Below are 14,291 nucleotides of genomic sequence, written 5' to 3'. Positions count from 1 at the left end.
TGAGTATGACAATTAGCCAGCAGCGTAGACAGGATATCCTCGATGCATTACGCAGAGGCACTGTGCCGCAGTATGGGCTGGATGCATTGGCCGTGGGTTTGCAGCCATTTGAAAAAGCCTTTGATGAAGAGCTGGAAAAGGTGGCTCGTGGCGGTGCGGTTTTCAAGGCTATTCGTGGTGAGTACGGAAGTGGTAAAACCTTTGTTTCACGTTGGTTGCGGGAGAGGGCTCATCGTTTAGGTTTTGCCTGTGCTGAGGTGCAGATATCAGAAACAGAGACCCCATTGCATCGTCTTGAGACGGTGTACAGGCGTTTGATGGAACGTCTGACTACACCGGGTACGCCTTCCGGTGCTTTTCGAAACATAGTTGAGTCCTGGTTTTATACCTTGGAAGAGGATGTTTTGGCTCAACTGGATATTGATCCCGATGATGTTGATGCACTGGTAGAGGCGACTGATGCCCTGATGGAAAAGCGTTTGGGCGAGGTGGTGAGGTCTGCACCCGCTTTCGCTTTAACTTTGAGGGCTTATCGCCGTGCTTTATTAGAAGGTGAAGATGAGATTGCTGATGGGCTATTGGCGTGGATGGCAGGGCAGCCGAATATATCTGCCGCTGTAAAACGCTATGCCAAGATTAAAGGTGATATTGATCACTTTGGTGCCTTGAGTTTTTTGCAGGGTGTTTTAACCATTCTAAAAGATTCTGGACACCCTGGACTGCTGCTGGTACTGGACGAAGTAGAGACTCTGCAGCGTATGCGAGGAGATGTTCGAGATAAGAGCCTAAATGCTTTGCGTCAGCTGATGGATGAAGTTGATAGCGGACGTTTTCCTGGTTTGTATCTAGTTATTACTGGAACCCCAGCGTTTTATGATGGGCCTATGGGCGTACAGCGTTTGGCACCATTGGCACAGCGTCTTTCCGTGGACTTTGCTACAGATGCACGCTTTGACAACCCGCGTGCAGTACAAATCCGCCTGAAGGGCTTTGATAGAGACTCGCTTGAAGAGGTGGGGGGAAAGGTACGAGATCTTTATGCGCAAAACGGAGATTCCAGCTTGCGTATTAATAGCTTGGCGGATAATGGCTATATTGTAGATCTTGCCAATGCCGTGACGGGTAATCTAGGCGGCGCGATCGGCATCGCGCCGCGTATCTTTCTAAAGAAACTAGTGGGTGAAGTTCTGGATCGGATCGACCAATTTGATGACTTTAATCCACGTGAGCACTATGCACTGACTATTTCAGATACTGAATTGACCAATGTTGAGCGAGCAAGTAAAGCAGCAGACAGTGTTAACGATATAGAGCTCGACCTGTGAGTGAGTTCGATAAGCTCCATCCAGCTCTACAGCATCATATTGTTAATAGCCTAGGCTGGCCCAATTTACGCCCGTTACAGGAGGCGACCATTCAGCCTATCTTGAATGGCGAGCACGCCATACTGCTTGCGCCTACTGCGGGTGGTAAGACGGAGGCTGCCAGTTTTCCCATATTTTCCCGCATGCTGACAGAGAATTGGACGGGATTGAGTGTTTTATATATCTGCCCAATTAAAGCATTGCTCAATAACTTAGAACAGCGTTTGAGTTACTACGGGCAGTTACTCGGTCGCAGTGTGGCCGTTTGGCACGGTGATATTAGTGCTTCCCGCAAGGCAAAGATCATTGCTAACCCGCCAGATATTTTACTCGCAACCCCTGAGTCATTAGAGGTCATGCTGGTATCGAACCGGATTGAACACTACTGCCTATTCTCAAATGTCCGCAGTGTTATTATTGACGAAGTGCATGCTTTTGCCGGTGATGACCGGGGCTGGCATTTACTATCGGTATTAGAGAGGATCAGTGTTATTGCGGGTAGGGAGCTTCAGCGGCTTGGCTTGTCGGCAACGGTGGGCAACCCTGAGCTACTATGTGATTGGCTGGCCAGCTCCTGTGAATCAAACCGTAGTGTGATTAACCCCCCGGCAGAAAATAATGCTGTGCCGGATGTACAGGTTGACTGGGTCGGATCTGTGCGCAATGCCGCTATTGTAATATCACGCTTACATCGCGGAGAAAAACGATTGGTCTTCGTTGATAGCCGTTCACGTGTTGAAGAATTGTCGATGGAGTTGAGAGGCTTGGGGGTAGCTACCTATGTTTCTCATAGCTGCCTTAGTCTTGAGGAACGTCGTTCGGCTGAAGAGGCCTTTGCTCAGGGTTCAGACTGCGTAATTGTGGCTACTTCTACTTTGGAATTGGGCATTGATGTTGGTGATCTTGATCGAGTGATTCAGATTGATTCACCATTCACTGTGGCTTCATTTCTCCAGCGTATAGGCCGTACTGGGCGAAGGGCTGGGAGTTCTCGAAATTGCCTGTTTCTCGCAACCAAAGAAGATGCATTTCTTCGTGCCCTGGCTTTGCTCTGGCTTTGGCAAGAACTTTTCGTAGAGCCGACAGAACCACCCCCACGCCCGATGCATATCTATGCCCAGCAAGTTATGGCTTTATCACTTCAAGAGCAGGGAATGATTGCTCGAGATATTTCAAAGTGGGTTGGAGCCATGCCAGGCTTTGCGACCATCGCTAGTGAAGATAAAGAACAGGTATTGGATTACATGCTATCGACAGGAGTATTGCACTCAGATACTGGTGTACTTGGTATTGGCCGTACTGGAGAAAAAGCATTCGGCCAAAAGAATTTTATGGACTTGTTCTCCGTGTTTACTAGCCCACCTATGGTGAAAGTATTCCATGGTAAACAGGAACTGGGTGAGGTACATCAACTGACCTTTGCTGTAAAAGATGAAGGTCCGGCCTTATTAACCTTGGGGGGGAAAAGCTGGAAGACAAATTATATCGATTGGCCTAGAAAGAAAGCTTATGTAGAGCCAACAGATATACGTGGTCGTTCCCAGTGGTTAAGTGCTGGTCAGCCAATGCACTATGAAATGTGTCAGGCCATTGCCCAGATCTTGTTAGGTAGCAGTACAGTTCAAGGTTTGTCGAGCCGGTCTCAGGGGTTATTAGAAGTACTCCAGGAAGAGTTCGGCTGGCTGGAAGAGAATACAACCACCTTACTTATTGATCAGAAAGGTAATGCTAGCTGGTGGACTTTTTCTGGCCGCCTACTGAACGCAGCATTTTCAGAAGCTTTAACAAATGAGGCCGACAAGATCGTATCGGATAACCTCTGTATCACCTTTTCCCATGTATACGATATAGAATCTCTGGTTGGAAAGATTAAAAACTTGATGAACGGTGGAGGCGAAGCGATTAGCTTGTCGTTAGAAGAGGATTTTATTCAGGAATTGAAGTTCGCAGAGTGCTTGTCGCAGTTGGAAGTTGAACGGGAGATTTTGGCTCGCTATTCCATAGATAGAGATTTTGAACGGTTTTCAGGTAGATCACTGTCCGTATTAAAAATAACTGATAGTTAAGTCGGGTTTGATTAGATTTATTTTCAGCCATTCTCACGCAACCATATAGAAAAAGGTCAGCAGTAGTGAGCCGATTTAAGCCTGAGTTAACTGATGATCAGTGGAAATTGATAAAACCCTGCCTACTTGAACTGAAGCGAAAAAAAGATACCCAAAACCCATTGATAGCAGAGAATATTTTGAAGGCATCTTGTGGGTATTATGTTCAGGACCACGATGAAAGATTTTCCTTCACGCTATCCACCACCGAGTACTTGCTAGCGAAGGCTTCAATTTAAGGAAGAACAAGGAGCCTAGTTACACTCGTGGAGAAAATTTCTGGAGTAACTGGAGCAAAAAATCTTTGCTTGATTGGGAGGAAGTCTTTTCTGATGGCAGTTTTGCACCAGCAAAAAAGGTCCTCTGACGCAGAGAAAACCAAGGGACAAGGGTTCACAGTGGATGTTGGTAGCTGGTGACGAGGATATTCTACTGGGAGGCACAACTACATCGGCTTCAACTGCTCAGGTAAAGTTAGAGCACCAAGTACTTGATGTTACGTAGAAGAACACAAAAATTTATCGCTTAGTGTATGACAAAGCTGCGGACTCTAGCCTCTTTGAGATAATCTGCCAAGCCATGGAGTTGATCTTATCTGCCCGCGCAGGAGAAAAAGGAAAAATCCTCAAGGCAGGATGGTAGAAAACTCAAGAAATATGCTCGGTGTTGGAAAGCTGAGCGTACTTTTGGATGGTTGGGAAATTATCTCCGTTCGATCGTTAGGTGAGACTGCTGTTTATCCTCTTATCGTGCTTTCTTCTATATGGCATGCTAGTTACGTCAAATTAGTTATGATATAGCTTCAAGTGAGTGCTTAATGCGTTCACACTTTTTATCGGTCTTTTACGAATTGGCGCTGCAGCGAACTGTAATAAGTAAGGCCTTCGGTGGCCGCCGAAGGTGTGCCTCAATTTATCCGTTAGTAAAAAGGAATTTTTAGTATCAGAATCGGATAAGAACAATCATACAAAGCTCAGCTCAGCGATAACTTTTTCGTTCCAAATTCGACTGAATCACTCCCTCCAGTGCTTTGCAGCTTAGGCCTTTTATTGCTGGCGTTAGTGCGATATCGAGAATTGACGTACCTTGCCGTCTAATCAAGATAAACTTCTATAGAGAAAGCATGGGACCTCCTTCCTTGGAGAATCTATCCTCAACGCCTTCAATTGCCTATTTTGTGTTCTCTTTTAATACGCACATAGATCTCTTCACGATGGACGGGAAGGGATTTGGGGGCGCGGATGCCTATCTTTACTTGATTTCCCTTTACTTCCAGTACTGTGATCGAGACATTCGTTCCAATTCTTAGGTTCTCGCCTGTTCGGCGCTTTAGGATCAACATGTTTGTTTCCTAGCGATACTCAAGCTGTGGGTGGGCATTCCTTGGTGGGGAAGCTTGATAAGTGATACTTGATGGAAGAGTGGGGTGGGGCGCGGGGGCGGTGGGCGCAGAATAGGAAAAGGCGGGCGCTAGGCTCCCAGAGCTTGGGGAGTTGCTCCAAGCTGCTGATTGTGCTCCACTTTATTGAAGACGAGCGGGTTTCTAGCGTAGTATGCATACAGCCATCTTGATACTCGGTTTATCAATTTGGTTAGCTGGCCCCTGGTGTTGCAGCACCTTGGGTCAGCGCCTTCTCTCTATTCTTACTTCACGCTGTCGTTCTCCTGTTGAGGGAGTAAATCATTTAGAAAATTCTTGGAGCATCTCTTATATGTGGGCTTCTTAGAAATCTGTTTAACCACGGCACACAATGTTGATAGATGTTTATCGATTTTACGACACTTTGATCTGAGGAAAAACCAAGTAAACTTCAATAAGATTATTTCTGCGCCTATCTTTTGCTTTCGAAGTCTTCGTTTTATGATTAGATGTGTTACGTGAAGAGCTGCATAGAAATTGATAAGGCCTAATTTATAGAGCATTAAGAGCTTTTTAGTAAAATCAGGGTGCTGTTCAAGAGAGAATTTGCAGTGCGACTTAAGCTGTGATCAAGAGCTTAGATAGAAGTTTCTAAAAAAACACGGAGGCTTGGTGTGATAAAAACAATTTATATAATTTCGCTGTTGTCTATTCTTTGTGGCTGTTCGACCCAAGCAACTATGGTCATTTTTTCTCAGCCGGAGGGTGCTTATATAACGGAAATAGGTACGGAGAAGCCCTATGGGATGACTCCTATTTCTGTTGTTTATAATCCTGATGCTTTGGAAAGGTATGTAGATTCCGAGGGATGTTATCTTGTTAAGGGATTTCAGGCTCAGTGGGTTAGTGGGGCAATTTCGATTGTTGATCCTATTAAACTGTGTGGTAGTGCAACAGGAACATATAATATTTCCCTAAATCGACAATCATCTCATGCTAATTTAGATAAAGACTTGCAGTTTGCACTTCAATTGCAATCAATTAGAACTCAACAACAACAGGCTAATGCAGCACAGGATTCTGCAGTTGCAGCTCTTTGGTCTGCGTGGTCTGAAAACCAACAAAACAAGATTAATTGTAAAACTACATTAACGGATGAATCAGTACGTACAAATTGTAGGTGAAAGTCCTAATGGAAGTGTAAGCAATATTGATTGTTTTGCATGCGTTATTAAATTTTACTTGAATTTATAAACCGCTTTTTCAAATAAATAGTAGTGGTGGAGTTGGTAAATCTGGATTTCAGAGCTTTAGGGCTTTGTAATTGAGTATTGTAGGATTAAGTTATTTTAGAAAGGTTTATACATGGCACGATTTATAATTGTAAATGCGCTGAATGACGGTGGATTGGGCGTTCATCCGATGAAGGAATGGCTGCGACAAAACCCTGATTTTGTACCAGCCGGAATGCACCCTACATCTAATACTTCTCGACAGTTACTTTCTGGTCTTAAAAGAAATGGCTGGAGTTTTGATGAAAATGAAACAGAGGTTCGACTTTTTCCGCCTGGCGAAGATATAGATTCTGAGGCTTTATCTGCCGTTCTAGCTGATTCAGAGAGTAATGCAGCATCTGTGGAGGATCAAACATTTGGCCTTGAAAAGCAACTTCGTGACTTTCTTGCAGATAATATTGAATCTTTACGAGTAAATGGAAATCGACTCCGTCTATTTGTTGATCAAACTGGAAGAGATGGTATTGAGTATCCCACATCGGTAGGTTTTATTGACATACTAGGTGTCGATGATAATGGAAATTTTTATGTCTTTGAGTTAAAGCGAGATGTAGGGTCTGATCAAGTGGTAGGTCAAGCGGCAAGATATATGGGCTGGGTAAAAAGTACCATTGGAAAAGGAAAAGAAATTTATGGTGTTATTGTTGCCAAGAAAGCTGGTGAAAAATTACGCTATGCAGCTTCAATAATCCCTGGAATAAGCCTTTACGAATACAATGTTCAGTTTCATCTTAATGAAGCAAGTGAAATAAGAGAATAACAAAGGTGTATTTTAAAGGTGGAAGAGTCTGTTGGGTGGTTTTCTATTTTCTCGATCTCTATTCCGCTTATCTGTCGAGGTGTAGAGCTTACTACGAAATTCTTGGCCTTATGCCTATGAGCAAATAACAGTAAACTTGTTGGAGGTGAGCCGTAAGTTCAATTAATTTAGGAATTGGGCGCCGGCTATTAAGATTGTTGTTGTCACCGCCTAGCCCTGTCACACTCTTAAAACGGCCGGCACCTCTTTCTACAAATCCGAACCTACCTTAATCCAACTCCACCAACCTCTGCATCAACGGAAAATACAGCGCACACCGAATATTCCGCTCTCCCCGCGCATAAAAGAGCTTGCGGTAATTCTCCAACTGATTCCGATACTGCTCCAGCTGAGCCGCAATAAACTCTTCCTGGCTTTCCTCACCACTGGGTTCAGCCGTTTTGTAGTCGACAATCCAGCGGGTGCCTTCGTTATCGATAAAGGTGCGGTCCACAATGGAGCGTCGTAACTGCCGGCCACCGCTGTGGAGTTCAAGCTCGCAGGCAGATTCCCTTAGTGAGCCATCCAATAGCCAACGGCCGGTGGGGCAGCTGAGGCTGTTGCGTACGGCGATTTCCACTTTCTCGGCGGCGCGGTCCAGGTTGGTGGCGGATAGCCCCAATTGTTTCAGGCGCAGTTGCCATAGGGGGCGTTGGGCTTCCAGTTTGCTGGGTGTCCAGTCGCTGATATTGGTCTCGGCAATGGTGGCGAGGGTTTCGTGGGCTACGGTGCCGGCGTGTTTTAACCAGCGCAGGGCTACCTGGCCCAGTTCGGGAATATTGTCTTCTTCCTCGGTTTTGGGTTGGTAGTCTGGCATGCGGTATTGGGCCAGCCATTCCTGCCGGGGCATGGCTTGGGGTTGCCATTGGTTGGGCAGGCGCAGTAGGTAGTCGTGATCTCTGCTGGCTTCGTCCTGGTTTAGCAGGGGTTCTTCTGCTTCCAGCCAGTGGCACCAATCGCTTTCCTGGTGGTGCAAAACACTGGGCCAGATACCTGCGAGTAGGGCGGCGCTGCCGGGGGCTTTTAGGTGGCCCTTTTTTTCATCCCGGTTGATGCAGGCCAAAAGATGCAGCGAGCGGATGGCGCGGGTGCAGCCTACATACAGCAGGCGGGTGCCTTCCAGGCGTTCGCGTTCGCTGTTGTCGTGCTTCAGGTATTCAAAAACCGGGTCGCGGCCGCCGCGTTCATTTTTGGGGGCGAGGAGGAAGCGGCTTTCGCCTTCGCGGTTGAGCCATTCGCTCCAGCGCAGCAGTTGATCACTGCCGGGTTTACCGCCTTGGTCCAGGCCTGGGATCAGTACGTGTTCGAACTCCAGCCCTTTGGATTTGTGAATGGTCATCACCTGTACTTTGGCATCCTGGGCGGGGCGGGCGTAGAGCTGTTCCAGGGCCAGTGTGAACTGTTGCCAGTCGGTAATGGCTCCGCCGGTATCGAAGGCTTCTAATAATTGCAGAAAATCCTGCACATTATTCAGATCAGATTTTTGCGCTACGGTGGCGGGGCCGCCCAGTTCCAGCCAGAGGCCTTCAATCCAGGTGCGTAGGGGTTTGCGCCCGCGCTGTTGCCAGGCGTGCAGCAGTTTGGGGGCCACTTGGGCCAGGCGGGTGCGCCCTTCGTCGCTGAGCAGGGCGATATCGTCCACTTCCTGCAAGGCCATTAATAAGGGGCGCGCGCTGGTGTCGGTTACGGTGATATCCCCATTGCCCCAGTTGGCCAGGGTGTAAAGGTCTGGTAGTTGCAGTCCGCACCAGGGGGCGCGGAGTACGGCCAGCCAGCTGATTCGGTCGCTGGGGTCGAGCAGGGCGCGGGTGAGGCTGAGTAAATCCAACACCACCATTTTACTGGCGAGCGGCGCCAGCTCTGGGGCCTGGAAGGCGACATTGGCAGTACTTAGGGCCGGCAAAATCTTTTGTAGATGTTTTTTCTTGCGCACCAGAATAGCGATGCGGCTCTCCGGATCTTGCGCTTGTAATTGCTGCACCAGTTCAACCGCTTGAGTGGCTTCGCGGTTGCGGTCTTCGTCATCAATGCAGCCGTAGAAATTCACCGAGGGCTCGGCCCATTTGCTGCCTTTAAAAGCTTCGGATTGCAGATAGCGCACGGCGCCGCGACCGATATTGTCTGCTTGCGGGAAGGCCCTTTGGAAAGTCTCGTTGACCCAGTTCACCACTGCGCTTTCGGAGCGGAAATTTACCTGGAGGTCGAGGGTTTCCAGGGGCACTTCACCGATACCGCGTTCGCGCGCATCCAGGAAAATACCCACGTTGGCATTGCGGAAGCCGTAACAGGATTGCATGCCGTCGCCGACAATAAATAGGGTGCGGCCGTCTCCCTGCTGCCAGCCGGCAGTGAGTTTTTCCAGCAGTTGTAGCTGGGTGTGGGAGGTGTCCTGGAACTCGTCCACCAGAATATGCTGGGTTTGCAGGTCCAGTTTCAGGGCCAGGTCTGTGGGGTTATCGCTATCGCCCAGGGCGATCAGTGCGGCCTGGGCCACTTCGGTATAGTCGGTGGCGCCCAGCTGTTGGAAGACCAGCTTTAATTCTGCGACTAACTTGGGCAGTACCTGGGCGAGCCCTTGCAGCAGTTGCCATTGGCTCTGTTGCAGTCCGCTGGGGAGCTTGCCCACTTCCCGCAGGGCCGAGAGCAGCGGTTCGTTGCCGGACAGTTCTGCCAGCAGGTCTTTCATGCGCTGTTTGTATTCTTCGGCGATGGGGCGCTCGGGATCTTTTTTATCCGGCAGGCCAAAGCCGAGTTTTTTATTGATGCCGCCGCCTTTGCGCAGATCACCAGTGGTGGTGAGGAGCAGGCTGCCGAGGGCGAGCCAGGCGGGTAGGCCGCTGCTGTCTGTGCTGGGAAAATCGTCCAGTTCGGCGAAGAGGCACAGGCCGTGGCTGGGGTTTTCCTTTTGTAAGTTGCTGCCTGCATAACTGGCCAGCTCCAGCAGTTCCCCGGCGTAGCTGCCGAGGGCTGTGGTAAGGTCTTGCAGCTTTTCTGCTACCAGTTCGTCGATAACAAAATGAAAATAATCCTGGGCGCCGTCAAAGTTGACGCTCAATAGTGGGCCGAGCCATTGTTCGCGCTTGTCCAACAAAATACGCAGCAGTTTATTGAGCTGGCCCAGGTCGTTGTCCAGGTGGAGCAGTAGTTGCTGTAGGTCTGCGTCTGGGGTTTCGCCATCGAGGTGCTTGAGCAGGTTCACCACTGCTAGCTCAAAGGCGATTTGGGTGCGCTCCAGGGGTTCGCCCGGTGCACCCAGGCCACTTTCGATCGGCAGTTGGCTGGCGAGGCTGCGGCAGAGGCCGTCGATGGTTTGAATGCGCAGGCGCTGAGGTGTTTGCAGCAGTTCCCATTCCAGTTCGCGATCCCGCTCCAGCAGGGCGCGGGCTAAATCCCAGGTGATGGCATCGTGGGGGTTGTCTGGCCGGGCTTGGTCGCGGGCGCTGTGCAGGGCATCGATCAGGCGTTCGCGCATTTCACCGGCGGCTTTGCGGGTGAAGGTAATGGCCAGCACTTCTTCCGGTTGCTGGCAGGCGGCGAGCAACTTTAATACGCGCTGGGTGAGCAGGCCGGTTTTACCAGAGCCCGCCGGGGCAGACACGGCAAAGCTGCGGCTGATATCCAGGGCTTGGCTGCGGGCGTCGGCATCGATGGGGCGGCGCAGGGCGGGAGTGGTCACGACTTCGTTCATTCGGTTATTTGCTCCCTTTCCGGCCAACGGTTTAGGGGCCAGAGTTCACTGTTGTTATCGGTGGAGCGATCAAAGGCGAGGGTGGCTACACCACTGCGATATTCGGTGGCGAGGGATTCCAGGCTGTAGCGCCAGTGCTCCACCAGATTGCTCCAGGTACCGTAAGGGGATTCTTTTTCAGTATCGCCCACGGCTTTAATGCCGGTGATGGGGTGCTCCAGATCTCCGCAGCCATTCCATTTGCAGTCGCCGTTGCGCACCTGGCCGAAGGCGATGGCGTGGGCGTCCGGTTGGAATAGGGCGTAGAGTGGCAGCTGGGGTTCGCGGATGCGCTGGGTAAGCCAGTCGCGAATACTGGGGACGCCGGTTTTGTAATCGATTACCAGTTGCTCGCCGCTGGCGAGTTGGTCCAGTCGGTCCAGGCGCAGGTTAAAGTGCAGTCCGCCGATTTCCACGGCCTGTTCCCATTCCACTTTTTCTACGGAGAAATTGGGCCTGTCCAGTTCCACGGACAGCCATTGTTGCAGCAGGCGCTCCAGGCGCTGCTTTTCCATGGCCCAAAATCCGATCGGCAGGTGATTGTATTTTTTGCGCACACTGCCGAGGGAGCGCTCCACTGCGCGTTCGATTTTCACTTGGCGTTGCTCGTCGTCCATAGCTTGCAGTTGTGCGAGGGTGCCGCACTGTTGCCAGAATTCCGCCAGCACCTGGTGCACCACATTGCCGCGCTCGGCGGGGCCGAGGCCGATATCCGGTCGGGTAAAACTGCTGGCGCCGAGGCGGAAGCGCAACTGCGCATTTAATGGGGACAGGGCCTGGGCCTTGAGCACCGAGGCACCGCCGCGCACCCGTTCGCATTCGGCGGGGGTGAGTGGCGGTAGCTTTTTGTCTTCGATTTTTTCCAGCTGACAGGCTTGCGCCAGTTGGCTGTAGTGATTGTGCAGGGCGCCTTTGGCAAAGTGCTGGGCTTGTCGCGGGCTTTCAAACAAGCTGCTGAGGCCCTGCTGCACACCATCTTCTTCGCAGGTGTAACTTACGACGATATCGCCGCTGGCATTCTGCAGGTCGGCGGTGAGTTCGCGGGCCAGTTCCAATTCCCGCTCGGCACTGGCGCGGGGCATCTTCCAGTGTTTTTGCCATTGAATTGGCAGCAGCGGATTGGGCGCCGGTGCCGGCGGCCATTGTTGTTGGCCGAAGCCGACCAGGCGCAGGTGATCGAAAGCGAGGCCGCCGGCTTCCAATACCCCGAGAATTTGCAGGGGGCCATCGCGGGTTTCCGCTTGGAAGGGGGTGCGGCTGGCAATCTGACGCAGCAATTGCAGGGCCTGGGTGAGGGTAAGGTTGCCACCGCAGGCACTGAGTGCGGCGAACTCTTCCAGGATGGACTCCCATTGCATCAGTTGCTGGTATTCCTGGCTGTCCGGGTTGCGGTTGCCGGGCCAATTTAATGCGCTAAGTGTTTCGGAAAAACGCGCGGCCCAAACTTCTGCGGGGGCTCGCTGCCAGCGGCGGGCGCGCTCGGCCATTTGTTCCAGCTGGCGGGGCAGTTGCGGTGATTCCAAGTGGAGGACTTCTGCGCTGCGCTCGGCCCAGTAGCGCAGGGTTGCGCCGTCGATACGGCGAAGTTCCAGTTTTTGTAGGCGGCGGAACAGGGCGCTGCGCAGCCAGGTTTCACTGTTGTCACCCCAGAAGGGGCTGAACAGGATATTTTGCAATTGGGGGTAATCCCATTCGTCTTGCAGTAGCGATAGCAATTGTAAGGCGGCGCTGCCGACCGGTGTCTGTGCCAGGGGTGTACCGGCGGAGAAGTTAAACGGCTGTGTGTAGCGCGGTTGCTGCGGGTCCAGGTATTGGGGTTCGAGCACGCGGGAAAATACCGCTTCCACCTGGGTGCGGCACTGGCCCAGATTATTCACCACTATGCCGATGCTGTGGCCGGGGTTTTCGGCGAGTTTCTGCCCGGCCCAAAGGGCTGCCTGATAGAGTTCTTCATCCAAATTGGCGCAGGCGACTACGGATAATTCACTCTGCTGGGTGATTCCCGGTCTTTCATTAACGGCTGCGGCACCTGCGTGAATCAGGGCATTGGCGAGGGGCGAAATCTGGGCAAAGCCGGCGGTATCAATTTGCGCGACGGGTTCCAGAATGCCTTCTTGGAATGCGCGCAGGATCAATTGATCGCGCTGGTCTGGCGTGATGGCGCTGTGGGCCTGAAGTTCAGTGGCAAAGGCCTTGATCATGGCGCACAGCGGCAGTTCGTCGCTACGCATAGAGAGTGCGAACTGTTCCAGTAGGGGAGTTAGCGCTTCATCTATTTGCGAGAGATCGGAAATCAGCTGCCATTGGAGCAGCTGCGCCAGGGCGCTATCGGCATCCCGGCACAGTTGCTGGCTGTTGAGCAGTTGCCGATCCAGGGATTCGTCCAGGGCACGCTGCCAGAGTAATTGCCGTTGCTCGCGATTCAATACTTGTTGCAAGGCGGGTTGCCAGTTGCGTTGTTGCAGCTGGAACCAGAGTTTGTCCAGCCAACTGCGCAGTGATTCCACCGGCGGCGGCATCCAGCAGGCACCGGGCGACTGCTGCGCGGCAAACACCTGTTGGCAGCGGTTGCGCAGACGGTTGTTGGGGGTGAGCAGCAGTCCTCCGGGGGGCAGCTGCGCAAATATTTCGAGAGCGGGAAATGCCGGCTTCAGCATGAATTCGGGTACCGGTTAGGGCTTGTTATTCGGGGAACGGTCGCGGTTTGTGACGGAACTGTCAACCTTGACGAGCAGTTGTCACTATTTTGATGATCCTAAGGGTTGGATTCGAGGGGTTCGGCAACTGGGGCGAACTCGCGGAAGGCCTGTTCGATATTACCGGTTAAGTCCACAGTGCTGGTGATCAGGCGGCCAGTGTTTGGCGCATCCGGCAGCATCAGCTCGAGTTCTTCCAGCCACCAGCGCACTCGCCGGGCGATGGCTTCGCCGGAATCCAGCCATTGGATTGAGCGCGGGGCGAATTGGTCGAGTTCTTCCCGCAGCAGGGGGAAGTGGGTGCAGGCCAAAACGGCAATATCCACTTGGTCGCCGCCCGCGGTATGGAAGATGCGGTGTAATACCGGCTCCAAATCTTCTGCGGTGATGGCTTCGCCGCGCAGTTTGCTTTCCGCCAGATGCACCAACTCCGGTGCGGGCACATTAATTACCCGGTTGCCGTTGGCAAATTGCTCGATCAGCTCGCGGGTGTAGCGGCGATTGACGGTGCCTTCGGTGGCAATCAGGGCAATGGTGCGGGAATGGCTGGCGGCAGCGGCGGGTTTCACCGCGGGTACAACGCCCACTACCGGTTTCTTCAGGGATTCGCGCAGCTGGGGCAGGGCGAGGGTGCTGGCAGTATTGCAGCCCACCACTAAGATGTCGGCCTCGCAGTGTTCCATCATGGCTTGGGCCTGCTGGACGATCCGGGGGCGCAGCTCTTCTTCGCTTTTATTGCCGTAGGGATAAAAGCCGTTGTCCACACCCAGGTGCAAGGTCAGGCCCGGCATCAGGCGGCGAATCTCCCGCGCAATGCTGATGGCACCCACGCCGGAATCAAAGATCAGGGCGCTGGGGGCTGGGCTATCTGGGTGGGCGCTGTGTTTGTGCATGCGTTCTGGAGTACCAACATCGAAACCAATCCTCCAAGAATACCTAAAACCC

At 51.9% G+C, this 14,291-nt stretch carries 8 protein-coding genes; 4 read left to right on the top strand and 4 right to left on the bottom strand.

Going from position 1 to position 14,291, the window contains the following annotated elements; genetic code table 11:
• The first annotated feature begins 5 nt into the window (after window positions 1-5).
• On the top strand, window positions 6-1,325 hold the full coding sequence (gene brxD / locus ACJJI3_RS06505) for a BREX system ATP-binding protein BrxD (protein WP_444941911.1): 1,320 nt from the start codon (window positions 6-8) through the stop codon (window positions 1,323-1,325).
• Entirely contained in the window at window positions 1,322-3,430 is a 2,109-nt protein-coding gene (locus tag ACJJI3_RS06500) for a DEAD/DEAH box helicase (protein WP_444941910.1), read from the top strand. Before brxD ends, ACJJI3_RS06500 begins: the two co-directional genes overlap by 4 nt.
• A gap of 1,201 nt (window positions 3,431-4,631) precedes the next feature.
• Here ACJJI3_RS06500 and csrA read toward each other — a convergent pair.
• Window positions 4,632-4,811 (bottom strand): carbon storage regulator CsrA, encoded by a 180-nt coding sequence (gene csrA / locus ACJJI3_RS06495; protein WP_444941909.1) that lies wholly within the window; start codon window positions 4,809-4,811, stop codon window positions 4,632-4,634.
• Between the two features lie 692 nt (window positions 4,812-5,503).
• On the opposite strand from csrA, the gene ACJJI3_RS06490 reads away from it, so the two are divergent.
• Complete coding sequence (locus tag ACJJI3_RS06490; RefSeq protein WP_444941908.1) at window positions 5,504-6,013, top strand: hypothetical protein; 510 nt, start codon at window positions 5,504-5,506, stop codon at window positions 6,011-6,013.
• Between the two features lie 181 nt (window positions 6,014-6,194).
• Window positions 6,195-6,884, top strand: coding sequence for an endonuclease NucS domain-containing protein (locus ACJJI3_RS06485; RefSeq protein ID WP_444941907.1), 690 nt, complete (start codon window positions 6,195-6,197; stop codon window positions 6,882-6,884).
• 268 nt (window positions 6,885-7,152) lie between these two features.
• On the opposite strand, the gene ACJJI3_RS06480 is transcribed toward ACJJI3_RS06485, so the two are convergent.
• The 3 genes from ACJJI3_RS06480 to murI form a co-directional block, all read right to left on the bottom strand.
• On the bottom strand, window positions 7,153-10,611 hold the full coding sequence (locus ACJJI3_RS06480) for a UvrD-helicase domain-containing protein (protein ID WP_444941906.1): 3,459 nt from the start codon (window positions 10,609-10,611) through the stop codon (window positions 7,153-7,155).
• Window positions 10,608-13,307 carry a PD-(D/E)XK nuclease family protein gene (locus ACJJI3_RS06475; RefSeq protein WP_444941905.1) on the bottom strand — a complete coding sequence of 900 codons (2,700 nt, stop codon included), beginning with the start codon at window positions 13,305-13,307 and terminating at the stop codon, window positions 10,608-10,610. The genes ACJJI3_RS06480 and ACJJI3_RS06475 overlap by 4 nt, the downstream gene beginning before the upstream one ends.
• 98 nt (window positions 13,308-13,405) lie before the next feature.
• Window positions 13,406-14,239, bottom strand: a complete 834-nt coding sequence (murI, locus tag ACJJI3_RS06470) for a glutamate racemase (protein WP_444941904.1) — start codon at window positions 14,237-14,239, stop codon at window positions 13,406-13,408.
• Between the last annotated feature and the right edge of the window lie 52 nt (window positions 14,240-14,291).

Source organism: Microbulbifer maximicatervae (SeqCode), from assembly GCF_052466985.1.
Note: the sequence above shows the minus strand (reverse complement) of the source record. Positions and strands in the feature narration are given on the sequence as shown.